The following is a 21361-nucleotide window of genomic DNA, read 5'->3' as shown; positions in this document are numbered from 1 at the left end:
TGGATGGCAGGAAAATCGATTTTTGATAAATTATGGGACCGTCATGTCATCACAGGAGAAGAGGGGCAACCCCAACTCATGTATGTGGACCAGCACTATATCCACGAAGTGACCAGTCCTCAGGCTTTTCAAGGATTGCGAGACGCAGGTCGCAGATTAAGACGACCAGACTTGACATTTGGAACCTTTGACCACAACGTCCCTACTGTCAATATCTACGATATTCGAGATGTAATTTCCAAGGCTCAAATTGATAAGCTGGCTGAAAATGTTGAGGAGTTTGGGATTGAACATGCTGCACATGGTTCTGAAAAGCAGGGCATTGTTCACATGGTAGGTCCAGAAACTGGAAGGACTCAACCAGGAAAATTCATCGTCTGTGGAGACAGCCATACCGCAACCCACGGAGCTTTCGGAGCAATCGCTTTTGGAATTGGGACCAGTGAGGTAGAGCATGTCTTCGCTACCCAGACCCTCTGGCAGGTTAAACCCAAGAAAATGTTGGTAGAATTCACTGGTGTTCCTCAAAAAGGAGTTTATTCCAAGGATTTCATTTTAGCCTTGATTGCTAAATACGGCGTTGCCTGTGGAGTTGGCTATGTGGTGGAATATCGGGGACAAGCGATTGATGCACTGAGCATGGAAGAGCGAATGACTATCTGCAATATGTCCATCGAGTTTGGTTCTAAGATGGGAATCATGAATCCGGACCAAACCACCTATGACTATCTCAAGGGACGGGAATGTGTTCCAGAGGACTTTGAAGAGGCTGTGGCGGATTGGAAAACAATTGTCAGTGATGAGGATGCTGTTTACGATAAGGTTATCCAGATGGATGTCTCAGACCTTGCTCCTATGGTGACCTGGGGAACCAACCCTGCTATGGGGGTTGACTTTGACAGTAGTTTCCCAGAAATTAAGGATATGAATGATGAACGAGCCTACAATTATATGGATTTGGAACCAGGTCAAAAGCCAGCGGATATTGAACTAGGTTATATCTTTATAGGTTCATGTACCAACGCTCGTCTCAGCGATTTGCAACTGGCTGCGCGATTTGTCAAAGGGAAGAAAATAGCTCCCAACTTAACGGCTATCGTAGTCCCAGGTTCTCGTCCTGTGAAACGAGCTGCTGAGAAGTTGGGCTTGGACAAGGTCTTTCTGGATGCTGGTTTTGAGTGGAGAGACCCAGGTTGCTCCATGTGTCTAGGGATGAATCCTGATAAGGTTCCAGATGGTGTACATTGTGCCTCAACAAGCAATCGAAACTTTGAGGACAGACAAGGCTTTGGCGCTAAGACCCATCTCTGCAGTCCAGCTATGGCAGCTGCGGCAGCTATCGCAGGGCGTTTCGTAGATGTTCGGAAAATGCCAGAAGCCCAGTAAGGAGAGGATATGGAGAAATTTACAGTTTATACGGGAACGACCGTTCCTCTCATGAATGATAACATCGACACCGACCAAATCCTACCCAAGCAGTTTCTCAAGTTAATTGATAAAAAAGGCTTTGGTAAGTACCTCATGTATGCTTGGCGTTATTTGGATGACAAGTATACTGAGGATCCAGACTTTGTCTTTAACCGACCTGAATATCGGAAAGCCAGTATTCTCATATCAGGGGATAACTTTGGCGCAGGTTCTTCGAGGGAACACGCGGCTTGGGCTCTAGCAGACTATGGTTTTAAAGTCGTGATTGCAGGATCTTTCGGTGACATTCATTACAATAATGAACTCAATAATGGCATGCTACCTATTGTTCAGCCTAGAGAGGTTCGAGAGAAACTAGCCCACTTGAAACCAATCGACCAGGTAACTGTGGACTTGGAACAACAAAAAATCATCTCACCAATTGGAGAATTCACTTTCGAAATTGATAGCGAATGGAAACACAAACTCTTAAATGGTTTGGATGATATTGGTATTACCTTGCAGTATGAAGATTTGATTGCTGCTTATGAAAAACAACGACCAGCCTACTGGCAGGATTAGAAGAAAATTAGAAAAGGAAATAGAATTATGACAAAACATATTCAATGGAAGGGAACACTTTCACAAGAAGGCTATGATATTTTAAAAGGTGAGGGCGGATGTATCGTTTGTCCTACAAAAGTTGGCTACATTATTATGACTAGCGACAAGGCAGGTCTTGAACGTAAGTTTGAAGCCAAAGAGCGTAACCGTAACAAACCAGGTGTTGTTCTCTGCGGTAGCATGGATGAGCTTCGTGCTTTAGCACAACTTAACCCAGAAATTGAAGCCTTTTACCAAAAACATTGGGATGAAGATATTCTTCTTGGTTGTATCCTTCCTTGGAAACCAGAAGCCTTTGAAAAATTGAAAGCATACGGGGATGGCCGTGAAGAACTCATGACTGACGTGCGTGGTACTAGCTGTTTTGTTATCAAATTTGGGAAAGCTGGTGAACAATTGGCTGCCAAACTTTGGGAAGAAGGCAAGATGGTATACGCTTCATCTGCAAACCCATCTGGAAAAGGAAACCGTGGTAAGGTAGAAGGAATCGGAGAACGTATCGAAGGAGCAGTGGACCTTGTCATTGAAGCAGACGACTATGTGGCATCTATCCAACCTGACAAAACGATTGAAACTCGCTACGAGCAAGGTGTGATGGTGTCTATGGTCGATAAGGACGGCAAACTCATCCCAGAACAAGGGGGAGCACGTTCAACTTCACCAGCTCCAGTTGTAATCCGCAAAGGGCTTGACATTGATAAGATTATGATGCACCTGTCAGACACCTTTAACTCATGGGACTACCGCCAGGGAGAGTATTATTAGGATAGAGGAGAAATGGAGAGAAAATAATCTCTCCTCTTTTTATTGTTATTTATACAATAAAAACCGAACGATATATTTTAATTCACAAAATAATTTGACAAAAACTGTACTTTAGTTTATAATAAGTTAAGGAAACGTCAGAAAAGGCGTAGTGATGCGAGAGCATAGGTAGGTCATTACAAAAGAAACGAGACATCGAGATGTTAAATGAATTTCCAATTTTTGATTACGAAGATATTCAATTGATTCCAAATAAATGTGTGATTAAAAGCCGTGCAGAAGCGGATACAAGTGTCACTCTAGGAAAGCACACCTTTAAACTACCTGTTGTGCCAGCGAATATGCAGACGATTTTGGATGAACATGTAGCAGAGCAACTGGCTAAAGGTGGGTACTTCTACATTATGCACCGTTTTGATGAGGCAGGACGCATTCCTTTTATTAAACGCATGCACGATCAAGGGCTCATTGCTTCTATCTCTGTCGGTGTTAAGGATTATGAGTATGATTTTGTTAGCCAGCTCAAGGCTGATGCTCCAGAATACATCACGATAGACATTGCTCATGGTCATGCGGATAGCGTGATTTCTATGATTCAACACATTAAGAAAGAATTGCCAGATACTTTTGTTATTGCTGGAAATGTGGGAACACCAGAAGCTGTGCGTGAATTGGAAAATGCTGGTGCGGATGCTACTAAGGTTGGAATCGGTCCTGGTAAGGTTTGTATCACCAAAGTTAAGACTGGTTTTGGTACAGGTGGTTGGCAGTTGGCTGCTCTACGCTGGTGTGCTAAGGCTGCGCGTAAACCGATTATCGCTGATGGAGGAATTCGTACTCACGGTGATATTGCTAAGTCTATCCGCTTCGGTGCCAGCATGGTTATGATTGGCTCCCTCTTTGCAGGACACATCGAAAGTCCAGGGAAAACGATTGAAGTCGATGGTGAACAATTCAAAGAATACTACGGTTCAGCTTCACAATATCAAAAAGGTGCTTACAAAAATGTGGAAGGCAAACGTATCTTGCTTCCTGCAAAAGGTCATTTGCAAGACACTTTAACTGAGATGGAACAAGACCTTCAAAGTGCTATTTCCTATGCAGGTGGACGTCAGGTTGCTGACCTTAAACACGTTGATTATGTGATTGTGAAAAACTCTATTTGGAATGGGGATGCTTCCCACTAAGACGGGCTATCTCACTAGAAAAAAACTTGTTATTAGAGCAAATTTCTGTTATAATAAAACAAGTTTCCACCCTTAGTGTAATGGATATCACGTAAGATTCCGGTTCTTGAGATGGGGGTTCGATTCCCTCAGGGTGGATGTAAACATCCTAAGAAAGCCTTTAGTAGGGCTTTTTTCTTTACACAGCCCTAAATTGGCCCTTAAAACTGAAAATCTCTTTTTAAAGAATTCCCAAATGCTCTCCAGTCCCGTTTTAGAGTGACTCAGGGGGCTTTTTTTGATATAATAAAAAGGACTGTTATCAGTTAGAAAGAGGTTGGTATGAAAGAATTACAAACTGTACTTAAAAACCATTTTGCAATCGAATTTGCAGACAAAAATTTACTGGAGACTGCCTTTACTCATACGAGTTATGCCAATGAGCACCGCCTCTTAAAAATTTCACACAATGAACGCTTGGAATTTTTAGGAGACGCTGTTCTACAGTTATTGATTTCAGAATATCTGTATAAAAAATATCCTAAAAAGCCTGAGGGTGACTTGTCTAAACTCCGTGCCATGATTGTTCGCGAGGAGAGTTTGGCTGGTTTTGCGCGTGATTGCCAGTTTGATCAATTTATCAAGTTGGGTAAGGGGGAAGAAAAATCTGGTGGTCGCAATCGTGACACCATTCTTGGTGATGCCTTTGAAGCCTTTCTTGGTGCCCTTCTTTTGGATAAGGATGTGGCCAAGGTCAAGGAATTTATCTATCAAGTCATGATTCCTAAGGTTGAAGCAGGTGAGTTTGAGATGATTACAGACTACAAAACCCATCTCCAAGAGTTACTTCAGGTCAATGGAGATGTGGCTATTCGTTATCAGGTGATTTCTGAAACGGGTCCTGCCCACGATAAGGTTTTTGATGTAGAAGTTCTTGTTGAAGGCAAGAGCATTGGTAAAGGTCAAGGTCGTTCCAAGAAATTAGCAGAGCAGGAAGCTGCCAAAAACGCCGTTGAGAAAGGGCTGGATTCATGTATTTAAAGGAAATCGAAATTCAGGGATTCAAGTCTTTTGCTGATAAGACCAAGGTCGTCTTTGACCAAGGTGTGACGGCAGTTGTTGGACCCAATGGATCTGGAAAGTCGAATATTACAGAAAGTCTACGTTGGGCCTTGGGGGAGTCAAGTGTTAAGAGTCTCCGTGGCGGTAAGATGCCGGATGTTATCTTTGCCGGAACAGAAAGTCGCAAACCGCTTAATTATGCTTCTGTAGTTGTGACTCTGGATAATCATGACGGATTTATCAAGGATGCAGGGCAAGAAATTAGGGTAGAACGCCATATCTATCGTAGTGGAGATAGCGAATATAAGATTGACGGCAAGAAAGTCCGTCTGCGTGATATTCATGACCTTTTCTTGGATACTGGATTGGGACGAGATTCCTTCTCCATTATTTCCCAAGGGAAGGTTGAGGAAATTTTTAACTCCAAGCCTGAAGAACGCCGAGCTATTTTTGAAGAAGCTGCTGGAGTTTTAAAATACAAGACTCGCAGAAAAGAAACTGAAAGTAAACTGCAACAAACTCAGGATAATCTAGACCGTCTTGAAGACATTATCTACGAGTTGGATAATCAAATCAAGCCTCTTGAGAAGCAAGCTGAGAATGCCCGTAAGTTTTTAGACTTGGAAGGTCAACGCAAGGCTATTTACTTGGATGTCCTTGTTGCTCAAATCAAGGAAAATAAGGCTGAACTAGACTCGACAGAAGAAGAGTTGGCTCAGGTTCAGGAACTCTTGACTAGTTATTACCAAAAGCGTGAAAAATTAGAAGAAGAAAATCAGAATCTCAAGAAGCAACGCCAAGATTTACAGGCTGAAATGACCAAAGACCAAGGCAGTTTGATGGATTTGACCAGTCTGATTAGTGATTTAGAAAGAAAATTAGCCTTATCGAAACTGGAGTCCGAGCAAGTGGCCTTGAATCAACAGGAGGCACAAGCTCGTTTGGCTGCTTTGGAGGATAAGAGAAATTCACTCAGCAAAGAAAAGTCTGATAAAGAAAGCTCTTTAACTCTGTTAGAGGAAAATCTAGTCCAAAATAATCAAAAACTCAATCGTTTAGAGGCTGAATTGCTAGCTTTTTCAGATGATCCTGATCAGATGATTGAGCTCTTGCGTGAACGCTTTGTAGGTCTTTTACAAGAAGAAGCAGATGTCTCAAATCAACTGACCCGTATCGAAAACGAGTTGGAAAATAGTCGTCAGCTTTCTCAAAAACAAGCAGATCAATTAGAAAAACTGAAAGAACAACTGGCTACAGCTAAAGAGAAAGCTGATCAGCAAAAGGAAGAGCTTGAAACTGCCAAGGAGCAGGTTCAAAAATTATTGGCCGACTACCAAGTCTGTGCCAAGGAGCAAGAGGAACAGAAAACTTCCTATCAAGTTCAACAAAGTCAACTCTTTGACCGTCTGGACAGTTTTAAAAACAAGCAAGCCAGAGCTCAAAGTTTGGAAAATATCCTGAAAAATCATAGCAACTTTTATGCAGGTGTTAAGAGTGTTCTCCAAGAAAAAGACCGCCTTGGTGGGATTATTGGGGCAGTCAGTGAGCATCTGACCTTTGATGTTCATTATCAAACAGCTCTTGAGATTGCCTTAGGGGCAAGTATCCAGCATATCATAGTAGAAGATGAACATGCGGCAACCAAGGCGATTGATTTCCTTAAACGAAACAGAGCAGGTCGAGCAACCTTCCTTCCTTTGACAACGATCAAGGCGCGTACGATTTCTAGCCAGAATCAAGATGCTATCGCTGCAAGTCCAGGATTTCTGGGTATGGCTGATGAGTTAGTTACTTTCGATACTAGACTGGAAGCTATTTTCAAGAACTTGCTAGCTACGACGGCTATTTTTGATACTGTAGAACATGCGCGTGCAGCAGCTCGACAAGTTCGTTACCAGGTTCGTATGGTGACTTTAGATGGGACAGAGTTGCGTACAGGTGGTTCCTATGCAGGTGGTGCCAATCGTCAGAACAACAGCATCTTCATCAAGCCAGAACTGGAGCAATTGCAAAAAGAAATTGCTGAAGAAGAAGCAAGTCTTCGTTTAGAAGAAGCATCTTTGAAGACCTTGCAAGATGAGATGATAGTATTAACAGAAAGATTAGAAGCCATCAAATCTCAAGGAGAGCAGGCACGTATTCAGGAGCAGGGCTTGTCTATTGCTTATCAGCAGACCAGTCAGCAAGTTGAAGATCTAGAAACTCTTTGGAAACTCCAAGAAGAGGAATTAGATCGTCTTTCTGAAGGAGATTGGCAAGCAGACAAGGAAAAATGCCAAGCACGCCTTGCTACTATTGCCAGTGATAAGCAAAATCTGGAAGCTGAGATTGAAGGGATTAAGTCTAACAAAAATGCCATCCAAGAACGTTATCAGAACTTGCAGGAAGAGCTAGCGCAAGCTCGCTTGCTTAAGACCGAACTACAAGGGCAAAAACGTTATGAAGTAGCTGATATTGAGCGTTTAGGCAAGGAATTGGATAATTTGAATATCGAGCAAGAGGAGATCCAGCGCCTTCTACAACAAAAGGTTGACAATCTTGAGAAAGTTGATACGGATTTGCTCAGTCAACAGGCCGAAGAAGCCAAAACTCAGAAAACAAACCTCCAACAAGGTTTGATTCGCAAGCAGTTTGAGTTGGATGATATTGAAGGGCAACTAGATGATATTGCTAGTCATTTGGATCAGGCTCGCCAGCAGAATGAGGAGTGGATTCGCAAGCAAACACGTGCTGAAGCTAAGAAAGAAAAGGTCAGCGAGCGCTTACGCCATTTACAAAGTCAATTAACAGACCAGTATCAGATTAGCTATACTGAAGCTTTAGAAAAGGCACATGAGTTGGACAATCTCAATCTGGCAGAGCAAGAGGTGCAGGATTTAGAGAAAGCTATCCGCTCACTGGGTCCTGTCAATTTAGATGCTATTGAACAGTACGAAGAAGTTCACAGCCGTCTGGATTTCCTCAATAGCCAGCGAGATGACATTTTGTCAGCGAAAAATCTGCTCCTTGAGACCATTACAGAGATGAATGATGAGGTCAAAGACCGCTTTAAATCCACCTTTGAAGCTATTCGTGAGTCCTTTAAAGTGACCTTCAAACAGATGTTTGGCGGAGGTCAGGCAGACTTGATATTGACTGAGGGCGACCTTTTAACAGCTGGTGTGGAGATTTCTGTTCAACCTCCAGGTAAAAAAATCCAGTCTCTCAACCTCATGAGTGGTGGAGAAAAAGCTCTATCGGCTCTTGCCTTGCTCTTCTCCATTATTCGTGTCAAGACCATTCCATTTGTTATCTTGGATGAGGTAGAGGCTGCACTTGACGAAGCCAATGTTAAACGTTTCGGGGATTACCTCAATCGATTTGATAAGGACAGCCAGTTTATCGTTGTGACCCACCGTAAGGGAACCATGGCAGCGGCTGATTCTATCTATGGAGTGACCATGCAAGAATCGGGTGTCTCAAAAATTGTTTCAGTTAAGTTAAAAGATTTAGAAAGTATTGAAGGATGACAATTAAACTAGTAGCAACGGATATGGACGGAACCTTCCTAGATGGAAATGGGTGCTTTGATGTGGATCGCCTTAAGTCTCTCTTGGTTTCCTATAAGGAAAAAGGGATTTACTTTGCGGTGGCTTCGGGGCGTGGATTTCTGTCTCTAGAAAAATTATTTGCTGATGTACGTGATGACATTATTTTCATAGCGGAAAATGGCAGTTTAGTCGAATATCGAGGTCAAGACTTGTATGAAGCGACCATGTCTCGTGATTTTTATCTGGCGACTTTTGAAAAGCTGAAAACGTCACCTTATGTAGATATCAATAAATTGCTCTTGACGGGAAAAAAGGGATCTTATGTGCTAGATACGGTTGATGAGACCTATTTAAAAGTCAGTCAGCACTATAATGAAAATATTCAAAAAGTAGCAAGTTTGGAAGATATCACAGATGACATTTTCAAATTCACAACCAACTTCACAGAAGAGACGCTGGAAGCTGGGGAAACTTGGGTTAATGAACATGTTCCTGGTGTTAAGGCCATGACAACTGGCTTTGAATCCATTGATATTGTTCTGGACTATGTCGATAAGGGAGTGGCTATTGTTGAATTGGCTAAAAAACTTGGTATCACAATGAATCAGGTCATGGCTTTTGGAGACAATCTAAATGACTTGCATATGATGCAGGTTGTGGGACATCCTGTAGCTCCTGAAAATGCACGACCTGAAATTTTAGAATTAGCAAAGACTGTGATTGGTCACCATAAGGACCAGTCGGTTATAGCTTATATGGAGGGCTTATAATGGCAGATATAAAATTGATTGCATTGGACTTAGACGGGACCTTGTTGACTACTGATAAAAGGCTGACGGATCGTACCAAGGCAACTTTGAAAGCTGCGCGTGATCGTGGTATCAAGGTTGTATTGACAACTGGTCGTCCCTTAAAATCCATGGATTTCTTTCTCCATGAGCTAGGGACTGACGGTCAGGAAGATGAGTATACCATTACTTTTAATGGTGGTTTGGTTCAGAAAAATACAGGTGAAATCCTTGATAAGACAGTCTTTTCATATGATGATGTGGCGCGCTTGTATGAGGAAACAGAGAAATTATCGCTGCCTCTTGATGCTATTTCAGAAGGAACTGTTTATCAAATCCAATCTGACCAAGAAAGTCTTTATGCCAAATTTAATCCAGCTTTGGCCTTTGTTCCAGTGGACTTTGAAGACCTAGCTAGTCAAATGACCTATAATAAATGTGTTACTGCCTTTGCTCAAGAACCCTTGGATGCAGCTATTCAGAATATTTCTCCAGAATTGTTTGACCAATATGAAATCTTTAAATCACGTGAAATGTTGCTAGAGTGGTCACCAAAGAATGTTCACAAAGCAACAGGTTTGGCAAAACTAATCAGCCATCTTGGAATCGACCAAAGCCAAGTCATGGCTTGTGGTGACGAGGCCAATGACCTTTCTATGATTGAATGGGCAGGGCTCGGTGTTGCCATGCAAAACGCTGTTCCTGAAGTCAAGGCAGTCGCAAATGTGGTAACTCCAATGACCAATGATGAAGAGGCTGTCGCCTGGGTTATCGAAGAATATGTGCTAAAGGAGAACTAAGATATGGGATTATTTGACCGTCTATTCGGAAAAAAAGAAGAACCTAAAATCGAAGAAGTTGTAAAAGAAGCTCTGGAAAATCTTGATTTGTTTGAAGATACGGAGCCTGCCCTTACAGAAGCTGAGGAAATTCCTCAAGAAGAAGCAGAGGTTGAAATTGTTGAACAAGCTGAGCTCCAAGAAGAGGAAAATCAAGAGACAGTTGAAGAGAGTCAGGATTCAGAGCCAGTTGTAGAAGTTCAACAAGTGGAAGAATTGCCAAACTCAGAAGAAGTCCCAGAGGAAGAGAATACTGAGCTCCTAGAGACTGTAGAAGAAAATAGTTCTGAAGTGCTTGAACCAGAAAGGTCTCAAGAAGAAGAAACTGTTCAGGAAAAATATGACCGCAGTCTCAAGAAAACTCGCACAGGCTTCGGTGCCCGCTTGAATGCCTTCTTTGCCAATTTCCGCTCTGTCGATGAAGAATTCTTCGAGGAACTGGAAGAACTGCTGATCATGAGTGACGTTGGTGTACAGGTCGCTTCTAACTTAACCGAGGAGCTACGCTACGAAGCCAAGCTTGAAAACGCCAAGAAACCTGATGCCCTTCGCCGTGTTATCATTGAGAAATTGGTTGAGCTTTATGAAAAGGATGGAAACTACGATGAAAGCATCCACTTCCAAGAGGGCTTGACTGTCATGCTCTTCGTTGGTGTGAATGGTGTTGGGAAAACAACTTCTATCGGGAAACTAGCCCACCGCTACAAACAAGCTGGGAAGAAGGTCATGTTGGTTGCGGCAGATACCTTCCGTGCTGGTGCCGTTGCCCAATTAGCAGAATGGGGACGCCGTGTGGATGTTCCAGTTGTGACTGGACCTGAAAAAGCTGACCCAGCCAGCGTAGTCTTTGATGGCATGGAACGTGCCGTAGCTGAAGGTATTGATATTCTCATGATTGATACCGCTGGTCGTCTGCAAAATAAGGATAACCTCATGGCTGAGTTGGAAAAGATTGGTCGTATCATCAAGCGTGTTGTTCCAGAGGCACCCCATGAAACCTTCTTGGCTCTGGATGCATCAACAGGTCAAAACGCTCTTGTACAGGCCAAAGAATTTTCAAAAATAACGCCATTAACTGGAATTGTCTTGACTAAGATTGATGGAACTGCTCGAGGTGGTGTGGTTCTAGCCATCCGTGAAGAACTCAATATTCCTGTAAAATTGATTGGTTTTGGTGAAAAAATCGATGATATTGGAGAGTTTAACTCAGAAAACTTTATGAAGGGTCTCTTGGAAGGCTTAATCTAATCAGAAGCAAAAATCCTGCAAGCTACAAACTTGCAGGAAATTTTTTTTATTCTAAACGACCATCTTGACGATAGGCGATATCTGGTTGCCAAGTCCATTTGGCACCAAATTTTTCAAGTAAGTCAAAACTTGCTTGAGGTCCCATGCTTCCAGCTTTATAGTCATGAAGTGGGGCACCATTTTCAGCCCAGAGTTCTTCGATACGGTCAATCAATTTCCATGACGCACCAACTTCATCCCAGTGGCTAAAGTTAGTTGAGTTGTTATTTAAGACATCATAAATCAATTTCTCGTATGGTTCTGGAGAGGCACCAGTTGCGGTCGCATCTGTACGGTAATCAAGTGAGTTAGGAGCCAAGTTAAATTCTTCTCCTACTTGCTTCCCATTGAGGCTAAGAGAGAAGCCTTCTGTTGGTTGGATATAGATGGTCAAAATGTTTGGAGCAAGTGGTTCTCCAAAGATAGAGTCCATTTGTTTAAAGACGATGTTGACATGAGTTCCTTTTTCAGTCAGACGTTTACCAGTACGGAAGAAGAAAGGAACACCACGGAATCGATCGCTGTCTACAAAGAAAGCACCAGATGCAAAGGTTTCAGTTGTAGATTCTGGATTCACATTTGGCTCGCTACGATAAGAGATGTATTTCATGCCATCAATCTTACCAGAACGGTATTGACCACGGATAAAGTGTTCTTTAAGTTCTTCATCAGTTGGATGATAGAGGTTTTTAAAGACCTTAATCTTTTCGGCACGGATCTCATCTTTTGTGAAGCTGGCTGGTTTGTCCATAGCAAGGAGAGAAAGAAGTTGCAGTGTATGGTTTTGTACCATGTCGCGGAGGGCACCAGATTGGTCATAGTAGCCACCACGTTCTTCTACACCCAAGCGCTCCGCAAAGGTAATTTGAACATTGTCGATAAAATCCTTGTTCCAAACATTTTCAAAAATCAGGTTTGCAAAGCGAACTGCAAAGATGCTTTGGATCATTTCCTTACCAAGATAATGGTCAATACGGAAAATTTGTTCTTCGTCAAATGTTGCTAGGAGCTCGTCATTCAACTTGCTTGCAGTTGCGTAATCTGTACCAAATGGTTTTTCAACGATTAAACGTTCAAAACCTTTACCGTCTACAATGTTTTCAGACTTGAGGTGTTTTGCTATAGTTCCAAAGAACTGAGGCGCCATAGACAAGAAGAAGAGCTTGTTGTGTTCAGCTTGGTACTTGTCATTTAGTTCAGCCTGCAATTGACGTAGAGCAATATAGTGTTCTGTATCATTGACATCATGACTTTGATAGTAGAAGTGGCTAGCGAATTCTTGAGCCTGTTCGGTACTATCTGCCAAATCAAGGATCGATTCGACGACAACAGATTCAAAATATTCCTTGCTCCAAGGACGACGGGCAGTTCCAATAACGGCAAAATGTTTGGAAAGATTGCCGGATTTATATAGTCTAAATAGGGAAGGGTAGAGCTTGCGTTTAGCCAGGTCTCCACTCGCACCGAAAATTGTAACAATAACCTTAGATGACATCTAGCTACCTAATTTCTATTTTTATTCCTAGTTTTGCTAGGTATGAGGAAACCTCATTTCATAAACTTAATTCTAACATAATTTTCCGAAAAATCAAAAATTCCAATACGAGATAGAAAAAAACTGCAAGGAAATCCTTACAGTTTGCATTTAAACGTTTAAGACCTTGTCCAAGAAATCTTTCAGACGTGGGTGTTGAGGGTTATCAAAGATTTGATCAGGTGTTCCGTCTTCTAGGAACTCGCCATCTGCAGTAAAGATAACGCGGTTAGCAACCTGACGAGCAAATCCCATCTCATGGGTTACGATAATCATGGTCATACCTTGCTCAGCCAATTCCTTCATAACGTTTAGTACGTCTCCGACCATCTCAGGGTCAAGGGCAGAAGTTGGTTCATCAAAGAGCATGATGTCTGGATTCATTGCAAGTCCACGAGCGATGGCTACACGTTGTTTTTGACCACCTGACAGGCTATCTGGACAGGCCTTAGCCTTATCTGCTAGTCCAACCTTTTCAAGCAACTCCATTCCCAATTTTTCAGCTTCTTCCTTAGTCATCAACTTGTGCTCAATAGGAGCAAAGGTGATGTTGTCCAATACAGACATGTGTGGGAAGAGATTGAAGTGTTGGAACACCATTCCGATATTTTCACGGACGTGGTCAACGTTGGTTGTTTTTTCAGTTAAGTCATAACCGTTCACAGTGATGTGACCGCTAGTAACTTCTTCCAAAAGATTGAGGCTACGAAGGAAAGTTGACTTACCAGAACCTGAAGGACCAATGATACAAACAACATCTCCTTCATAGAACTTGGTCGTAATTCCTTTTAAAACTTCATTTTTTCCGTAGCTTTTGTGTAAATCATTTACATCAATTTTTAATTTTGCCATTAACGAATCCTCTTTTCTAAGCGTTTCGCTAGTTTAGTCAAAAGTGTGATAATTACAAGATAGAAGATAGCAAGGATTGCATACATCTTGAAACTTTGGTAGTTACGGGCAATGATAATCTTACCAGTTTGGAAGAGTTCAACCAAACCGATAGCAGATACGATGGTTGTATCTTTAAGTGCGATAACGAATTGGTTAACAAAGTTTGGCAACATCAATTTAGTTGCTTGTGGCAAGATAATCTTACGCATAGTTTTTCCATAAGAGATACCCAAGCTTCGACTGGCTTCCATTTGGCCAACTGGAACGGCCTGAATACCACCACGAACGATTTCAGCGATGTAAGCCGCTGCATTGAGAGAAAGGGCAATAGTACCAGCTACAAAGTCGTTAATTGGACTTTGTTGGCCTGTAATAGACTCGATGAAGTTTGGAATTCCCCAGAAGATGAAGGCTGCAAGAATCATCAATGGAATACCTCGAATAACGTCAACGAAAATCTCAGAAATCACACGAAGAGATTTATACGGGCTGACACTAAACATACCGAAGATAATTCCGATAACAATAGCAATAGCAAATGAGATAAGAGCTAGAGCAAGAGTGATACCAAGCCCGCTAAGGAGTTGTTTGTAGTTGTTTTGAAGCAAGCCCCAGATAGTTGTCTCATCAACAGTGCTTGTTGATGCAGTTGAAGATTCGTTAGCTAGGTATTTGTCAAGAATCTTTTGGAATTCACCGTTTGCTTTAAGGTTAGCAAGTCCGTTATTGAACATTTCAATCAATTCTGGATTTGCTCCTTTTTTAACGGCAAAGGCTGTTTCACCGATTGGAGTTCCAGCGATTGGTGTTTTCAATTTTTGCCCTTGGCTGATAGAATATTTGAGAACAGGTTCATCATCCATAACGGCATCGATTGCCCCAGTGTTTAAACTGTCATACATTGATGAACCATCAGCGAAGGTTTTGATTTTGTAACCGTATTTGCTTTGATTTTCTGTTAGGAAGGTTTGAGAAGCAGTTCCGTTTTTAACACCAACTGTCTTTCCTTTCAAATCCTCATAAGAAGCAATGGTGCTTGATTCTTTGACACCAAGGATAGTATTGGCAGTGTAGTAGGATTCTGAGAAGTCAAAAGTTGCCTTACGAGCATCTGTGACAGACATACCAGCAATGATACCATCAGCTTGTCCAGCTTGAACAGCACTGATAGCGGCATCGAAACCAGGGTTGGTGATTTCAATTTCAAAACCTTGGTCTTTAGCGATTGCCTTAATCAATTCCATATCAATACCAGTAAATTGGTTACTTGAGTTTTGGAAAACAAAAGGTGCAAAAGAAGAATCGCTGGCAATGATATATTTAGCTTTAACAGGAATGGCTTTTAAGCCTGCTAGAGTATATGTAGTTGGCACTGCTGAAGATGATGAAGCAGTCCATTTCTTAATGATTTTATCAAGACTACCATCTTTTTTCATTTCAGCCAAGGCTTGGTTAAATTCAGTAACTAGGTGCTCGTATTTGCTACCTTTTTTAACACCGAAAGCAAAACTCCCTACAGCTTCACCATCCATTTCAATATGGAGGTCTTGACCTTGGTTAATGGCATACTCGATAACAGGTTTATCATCCATCATGGCATCAATTGAACCAGCACTTAAGCTGTTGTTCATCAAATCACCAGTGTCAAATGTTTTAATAGTAAAGCCGTATTTATCTTTAATCGTTTCTAGGAAACGTTGAGCGGCTGTTCCATTTTTAACACCAACAGTTTTACCAGACAATTGATCGTACTGACTAATCTTGTGTGCCTTTGTAGTTGCAATGACAACTTTTGTATCATAGTAAGTATCAGACATGGTGAAGACTTTTTCACGTTCTTTCGTCTTTGTCATCCCTGCCATAATAGCGTCAGCTTGACCAGCTTGAACCGCATTGACCGCTGCGTCAAATCCAGGATAAGACATCTGAATGTTCCAGCCTTTAATCTCAGCGACTTTGTTAATAATGTCAACATCAATTCCTTTATAAGTTTGATCTGAATCTTTAAACTCAAAAGGTGCATAGGCGGTATCAGAAACAATCTTAATCGTTTCAGCTTTGGCAATACCTAATGAGAAAATTGGGAATAAAATTAGCAAAAATGCTAGAAATTTTTTCTTCATTTTTAGTCTCCTTTTCCGAATATTCTCCCATTATATCAGAAAAAGTAAAAAAAGGCAAATTTTTATATTTTTGTGTCAGAAAATATAACATTGATTTTTTCTTTTCTTTCTTGAATTGCTACTATAAAGTGCTATAATAATAGTATATAATAGAAGAAAAGAGGACGGGGATATGAAGAACAAAAGAATATTTAAAGACTTCCAAGCTTCAAAAATGAGTTTAAACATTTACACAAGCCCCTTGTTAGCCTTTGCTTTTGTCTTCATAGGAGAGTTTGTGGCTTTTACTCTGTATGGTATTAGTTTGTTAGCTCTCATCGGACTTTTTAGAAATTTTGGAGAGGCTGGTCAAAATCTTGCAAGCTACTTACAGACCTTGCATCAGAGCTTGATGGATAAAACAAGTGACTTTCATTTAATTTTAGATTTACTGTCCTTTGGTTTTATCATCTTAACTGTGTTTAGATGGACTAGAAAAGTAGAGAAAAGACCGATTCGAACCTTGGGATTCTATAAAGAAAATTTTTTAAGTGCCTTATTTAAAGGATACGGTCTTGGTCTATCCCTCTTTATACTTGCTTTGGCTGGACTAGTAGTGTTGGGGCAGTATCAATTTGACTCCATTCACTTGGATACTTATTCGCTTATCTTTGTCATTTTTACCATTCCATTTTGGATTTTACAAGGAACGGCAGAAGAATTGGTTACTCGTGCTTGGCTGATTCCACAATTGGCTAAGAGAACCAATATTAAAGTCGCTATTATCATATCTAGTAGTCTCTTTACCTTACTTCATTTAGGAAATCCAGGCATAACTTTCTTATCTGCAATTGATCTCTTTTTATTCGGAGTTGCCATGTCCCTATATCTTCTTAAAACAGATACTATATGGGGTATAGGTGGTATTCATGGAGCTTGGAATTTCGCACAGGGAAACCTCTTTGGAGTATTAGTTAGTGGTCAGTCTTCAGGAACATCAATCATGAAATTTACTCCACAAGGCAATCAAGACTGGCTATCTGGTGGGTCTTTTGGTATTGAGGGTTCCATCGTGTCCAGTATTATTTTGTTTCTGCTGATTCTTTATCTCGCTTATCAATTAAAGAAAGAAAATGAAAGGATGTGACTTCGGTCCGTCCTTTTCTTCGTGAAAATGCTACAAGTATGCTAAAATAGGAATAGCACATGGAGAGAGGATTCTTATGATTAACCGCATTACAGATAATCAATTTAAACTAGTATCAAAATATCAACCTTCAGGAGACCAACCTCAAGCTATTGAGCAGTTGGTTGATAATATCGAGGGGGGAGAAAAAGCTCAGATTCTGATGGGGGCGACTGGTACAGGGAAGACCTATACCATGAGTCAAGTCATTTCCAAAGTCAATAAACCAACTCTGGTTATTGCCCACAATAAAACTCTAGCAGGACAGCTCTATGGGGAGTTTAAGGAATTTTTCCCTGAAAATGCTGTTGAGTACTTCGTATCCTACTATGATTATTACCAGCCAGAGGCCTATGTACCTTCAAGCGATACCTATATTGAGAAGGATAGTTCTGTCAATGACGAGATTGACAAGCTCCGTCACTCAGCGACTTCAGCCCTTTTGGAGCGTAATGATGTTATTGTCGTGGCCTCAGTCTCTTGTATCTATGGTTTGGGTTCGCCCAAGGAATACGCTGATAGTGTCGTGAGTCTCCGTCCTGGTCTAGAGATTTCTCGTGATAAACTCTTGCATGACTTGGTTGATATCCAGTTTGAACGTAATGATATTGATTTCCAACGGGGAAGATTTCGTGTGCGTGGGGATGTAGTGGAGATTTTCCCAGCATCTCGTGATGAACACGCCTTTCGAGTAGAATTTTTTGGAGACGAAATTGACCGTATTCGTGAAGTTGAGGCTCTGACAGGTCAGGTCTTAGGAGAAGTGGATCATTTGGCTATTTTCCCAGCTACTCACTTTGTGACCAATGATGACCACATGGAAGTTGCCATTGCCAAGATTCAGGCCGAGTTGGAGGAGCAGTTAGCTATCTTTGAAAAGGAAGGTAAATTACTTGAAGCCCAGCGTTTGAAACAGCGGACAGAGTATGATATTGAAATGTTGCGTGAGATGGGCTATACTAACGGGGTTGAAAATTATTCTCGTCACATGGATGGTCGTAGCGAAGGTGAGCCTCCTTATACGCTTCTCGACTTCTTCCCAGATGATTTTTTGATTATGATTGACGAGAGTCACATGACTATGGGGCAGATCAAGGGCATGTACAATGGGGACCGTTCGCGTAAGGAAATGCTGGTTAATTATGGTTTCCGTTTGCCATCAGCTTTGGACAATCGACCTCTCCGTCGTGAAGAGTTTGAAAGCCATGTGCATCAGATTGTTTACGTTTCAGCGACACCTGGTGACTATGAAAATGAACAGACCGAGACAGTGATTGAGCAAATCATTCGTCCGACAGGTCTTTTGGATCCTGAGGTGGAAGTCCGTCCGACAATGGGACAGATTGATGACCTTTTAGGTGAAATCAATGCCCGTGTTGAAAAGAACGAGCGTACCTTTATCACAACCTTGACCAAGAAGATGGCAGAAGACTTGACCGACTACTTCAAGGAAATGGGTATCAAGGTCAAGTACATGCACTCGGATATCAAGACATTGGAGCGGACTGAGATTATCCGTGACCTGCGCTTGGGTGTCTTTGATGTCTTGGTCGGAATCAACCTCCTCCGTGAAGGGATTGATGTTCCTGAAGTGAGCTTGGTTGCCATTCTCGATGCTGACAAGGAAGGTTTCCTTCGTAATGAACGTGGCCTTATCCAGACCATTGGCCGTGCTGCCCGTAACAGCGAAGGGCATGTTATCATGTATGCAGATACTATGACCCAGTCTATGCAACGTGCTATCGATGAAACGGCCCGTCGTCGCAAAATCCAGATGGCCTATAATGAAGAACATGGTATCGTGCCACAAACCATTAAGAAAGAAATCCGTGACCTGATTGCCGTAACCAAGGCAGTTGCTAAGGAAGAAGACAAGGAAGTTGATATCAATAGCCTCAATAAGCAAGAGCGCAAAGAACTAGTCAAGAAACTCGAAAAACAAATGCAAGAAGCCGTCGAAGTGCTTGACTTTGAACTAGCAGCACAGATTCGTGATATGATGCTGGAAGTAAAGGCCTTGGATTAGGGAGATAGAAAAAAGATGGACTATAAAGAAGAATTTTATGGTTTTTACAGAGAACCATTTAATAAAGAAAATATGACAAATGAAAATACAATTATTGTGTTTGATACTAATTCATTGTGTATTTAGGTTTACACCAGAAGCATCAAAAGAATATTTTGAGATAATTCAAAGTACAAGATAAAATTTATATTCCATATCTTGTAGCTTTAGAATTCCACTTTCATAAATCCGAAACATTGTTATTGAATGAAATAAATGTGACAAAGTTTAAAAATGATTTCAGCAAGAATTGGAATAAGGTGAAGTCGGATTCAAAAAGCTATTTTCAAGTCTCACCTTTAGAAATGATTTACAACAAAACGAATTAACTACATTCTTATCAAATTTATTGAATTCCGATAAACTTGACATAGAAGCCAAACTTATTGAAAAGATTTCATCAATTAGCGATAATCAAAAAAATACCTTTAAAATTTTGATTCAAATTATGGAGAGTAAAACAGGAGAGCGATATACTCAAGATATGATTACAAAAATTGAAAAGGAGGGAGAAGAAAGATATAAAAATGGGATACCACCTGGTTTTAATGATGCTAATAAAAAATTATCAAGAAGTTATAATGGTATAAAGTACCAACAAAAGTTTGGAGATTTAATTATTTGGAAGGATATAATTAGCAAAGCAAAGGAAGATAGAATCAAACATGTAATTTTTGTAACCTCTGATGGAAAACAGGATAGTAAAACCGATTTAAACTATAAAGTTTGTGTTGGAAATGATGGAAATGGTAAGGAGAAATATCAGATTATTGGTCCAAGGATTGAACTTATTGAGGAAATGAAAAATGAGACTGGAGCAGATTTTTATTTAATGGATGAACTGGAATTCATGAAACAATTCTCACAAGAGGAAGTATCATCTCAAGTAGCAAAATCTATTAGTGATACACTACTAGATTTTGCTAAAATAGTATCACCTTCTCTAAATGATAGTACAGTAAAACCTTTAGTAAAATCGCCTTCTCAATCAATAAGTAGTATATCATCTGTAATCAAAAGAAGAAAAGTCACAGATGTTTCTGAATTATTAAAAATTGTAGAAAATGATTATGGAATTAGTGATGTAATAGAGGAATACTTAAAAAGTGAACTGCCAAACATGAATTTTGAAAATGACTATGGTGATTTAGGTTGGGGAGAATTTGAATATGTAACGATTACAGGAGTGGAGATTGAAGAATACACATTTGAAGATGACTTTTATGAAATTAAGTGTAAAGCAAGCATTGATGTGAATATAGACTTTAATATTGTTACCAAGAGCCCTTTCTACGAAGAAGTTGGAGATACAGAATTTGAGTATGAGTCATCAGAATTAGATGCTACTTTTGAAATATCATTTATTTATGACTTGGATTTTGATGTTTTTGATGATATAGAAATACTTGATTTCTATATTTAAATATTTAGAAAGCGAGTAAATTTATGTCCCGTTCCCAATTAACGATTTTAACAAATATTTGTCTGATTGAAGACCTCGAAACTCAGCGCGTGGTGATGCAGTATCGCGCTCCTGAAACCAATCGCTGGTCAGGTTATGCCTTTCCTGGAGGTCATGTTGAAAATGGTGAGGCTTTTGCGGAGTCTGTCATTCGTGAAATCTACGAAGAAACAGGATTGACTATTCAAAATCCTCAACTTGTCGGCATTAAAAATTGGCCACTAGATACAGGTGGGCGCTACATTGTCATTTGTTATAAGGCGACTGAGTTCTCTGGTACCCTTCGCTCTTCAGAAGAGGGAGAAGTTTCTTGGGTGCAAAAAGACCAGATTCCAAACTTGGATCTGGCCTATGATATGTTACCTTTGATGGAGATGATGGAAGATCCTGACAAATCTGAATTTTTCTATCCTCGCCGTACAGAAGACGATTGGGAGAAAGAAATTTTTTAGTTCTATGATTAGTTGATAGATGTTATCTTTTAAAGTAAGGTACTGAAATATAGGCTAAGTATGGTGGTGTAAGTCAACTGAATATCTCTAAATTTCTTATTATTCTTTTCGATCTATATTTTGAACAATCTCCACCTTCAATGTTGAAATCGGAGATTGTTTTATTTTATGGTATAATCTTAAAATATGAAAGGAAGT

16 protein-coding genes and 1 tRNA gene are annotated in these 21361 nt (G+C 40.6%); 14 read left to right on the top strand and 3 right to left on the bottom strand.

Going from position 1 to position 21361, the window contains the following annotated elements:
- The first annotated feature begins 3 nt into the window (after nt 1-3).
- The 10 genes from leuC (at nt 4) to ftsY (ending at nt 11429) form a co-directional block, all read left to right on the top strand.
- The gene (gene leuC / locus HWX15_RS08100; RefSeq protein WP_175880796.1) at nt 4-1386 is read left to right on the top strand and encodes a 3-isopropylmalate dehydratase large subunit; all 1383 of its coding nucleotides are present in this window, start codon (nt 4-6) and stop codon (nt 1384-1386) included.
- A gap of 9 nt (nt 1387-1395) precedes the next feature.
- Nucleotides 1396-1989 (top strand): 3-isopropylmalate dehydratase small subunit, encoded by a 594-nt coding sequence (gene leuD / locus HWX15_RS08095; protein WP_175880795.1) that lies wholly within the window; start codon nt 1396-1398, stop codon nt 1987-1989.
- Between the two features lie 27 nt (nt 1990-2016).
- Entirely contained in the window at nt 2017-2796 is a 780-nt protein-coding gene (locus HWX15_RS08090) for an L-threonylcarbamoyladenylate synthase (RefSeq protein WP_000160496.1), read from the top strand.
- 200 nt (nt 2797-2996) lie between these two features.
- On the top strand, nt 2997-3983 hold the full coding sequence (locus tag HWX15_RS08085) for a GMP reductase (RefSeq protein ID WP_173235077.1): 987 nt from the start codon (nt 2997-2999) through the stop codon (nt 3981-3983).
- 66 nt (nt 3984-4049) lie between these two features.
- Nucleotides 4050-4121, top strand: a tRNA-Arg gene (locus HWX15_RS08080).
- A 183-nt stretch (nt 4122-4304) separates the two neighbouring features.
- Nucleotides 4305-5003 (top strand): ribonuclease III, encoded by a 699-nt coding sequence (gene rnc / locus HWX15_RS08075; protein ID WP_175880794.1) that lies wholly within the window; start codon nt 4305-4307, stop codon nt 5001-5003.
- Nucleotides 4994-8533 (top strand): chromosome segregation protein SMC, encoded by a 3540-nt coding sequence (gene smc / locus HWX15_RS08070; RefSeq protein ID WP_175880793.1) that lies wholly within the window; start codon nt 4994-4996, stop codon nt 8531-8533. The genes rnc and smc overlap by 10 nt, the downstream gene beginning before the upstream one ends.
- On the top strand, nt 8530-9324 hold the full coding sequence (locus HWX15_RS08065; RefSeq protein ID WP_175880792.1) for a Cof-type HAD-IIB family hydrolase: 795 nt from the start codon (nt 8530-8532) through the stop codon (nt 9322-9324). Before smc ends, HWX15_RS08065 begins: the two co-directional genes overlap by 4 nt.
- Nucleotides 9324-10142: a Cof-type HAD-IIB family hydrolase gene (locus tag HWX15_RS08060; RefSeq protein WP_175880791.1), complete on the top strand. Its 819-nt coding sequence runs from the start codon at nt 9324-9326 to the stop codon at nt 10140-10142. The genes HWX15_RS08065 and HWX15_RS08060 overlap by 1 nt, the downstream gene beginning before the upstream one ends.
- Before the next feature lie 3 nt (nt 10143-10145).
- The gene (gene ftsY, locus HWX15_RS08055) at nt 10146-11429 is read left to right on the top strand and encodes a signal recognition particle-docking protein FtsY (RefSeq protein WP_175880790.1); all 1284 of its coding nucleotides are present in this window, start codon (nt 10146-10148) and stop codon (nt 11427-11429) included.
- 46 nt (nt 11430-11475) lie between these two features.
- On the opposite strand, the gene zwf is transcribed toward ftsY, so the two are convergent.
- The 3 genes from zwf to HWX15_RS08040 form a co-directional block, all read right to left on the bottom strand.
- The gene (zwf, locus tag HWX15_RS08050) at nt 11476-12963 is read right to left on the bottom strand and encodes a glucose-6-phosphate dehydrogenase (protein ID WP_000096150.1); all 1488 of its coding nucleotides are present in this window, start codon (nt 12961-12963) and stop codon (nt 11476-11478) included.
- 150 nt (nt 12964-13113) lie between these two features.
- Nucleotides 13114-13854: an amino acid ABC transporter ATP-binding protein gene (locus tag HWX15_RS08045; protein WP_001096329.1), complete on the bottom strand. Its 741-nt coding sequence runs from the start codon at nt 13852-13854 to the stop codon at nt 13114-13116.
- The gene (locus HWX15_RS08040; protein WP_175880789.1) at nt 13854-16019 is read right to left on the bottom strand and encodes an ABC transporter substrate-binding protein/permease; all 2166 of its coding nucleotides are present in this window, start codon (nt 16017-16019) and stop codon (nt 13854-13856) included. Before HWX15_RS08040 ends, HWX15_RS08045 begins: the two co-directional genes overlap by 1 nt.
- A gap of 172 nt (nt 16020-16191) precedes the next feature.
- Here HWX15_RS08040 and HWX15_RS08035 point away from each other — a divergent pair, with 172 nt between their 5' ends.
- The 4 genes from HWX15_RS08035 to HWX15_RS08020 all read left to right on the top strand — a co-directional run bounded on the left by HWX15_RS08035 (nt 16192) and on the right by HWX15_RS08020 (nt 21163).
- Nucleotides 16192-17145 carry a CPBP family intramembrane glutamic endopeptidase gene (locus HWX15_RS08035; protein ID WP_175880788.1) on the top strand — a complete coding sequence of 318 codons (954 nt, stop codon included), beginning with the start codon at nt 16192-16194 and terminating at the stop codon, nt 17143-17145.
- 76 nt (nt 17146-17221) lie between these two features.
- Nucleotides 17222-19210 (top strand): excinuclease ABC subunit UvrB, encoded by a 1989-nt coding sequence (gene uvrB / locus HWX15_RS08030; RefSeq protein ID WP_175880787.1) that lies wholly within the window; start codon nt 17222-17224, stop codon nt 19208-19210.
- 388 nt (nt 19211-19598) lie between these two features.
- Nucleotides 19599-20672, top strand: a complete 1074-nt coding sequence (locus HWX15_RS08025) for a PIN-like domain-containing protein (protein ID WP_254867369.1) — start codon at nt 19599-19601, stop codon at nt 20670-20672.
- 23 nt (nt 20673-20695) lie between these two features.
- Nucleotides 20696-21163 (top strand): 8-oxo-dGTP diphosphatase, encoded by a 468-nt coding sequence (locus HWX15_RS08020; protein WP_175880786.1) that lies wholly within the window; start codon nt 20696-20698, stop codon nt 21161-21163.
- The last annotated feature ends 198 nt before the right edge of the window (nt 21164-21361 follow it).

Origin of the sequence: Streptococcus thalassemiae (genome assembly GCF_903645285.1) — a bacterium.
Classification (GTDB): Bacteria; Bacillota; Bacilli; order Lactobacillales; family Streptococcaceae; genus Streptococcus; species Streptococcus thalassemiae.
The sequence above is the reverse complement of the archived record's forward strand: the minus strand, read 5'-3'. Positions and strand labels throughout refer to the sequence as shown.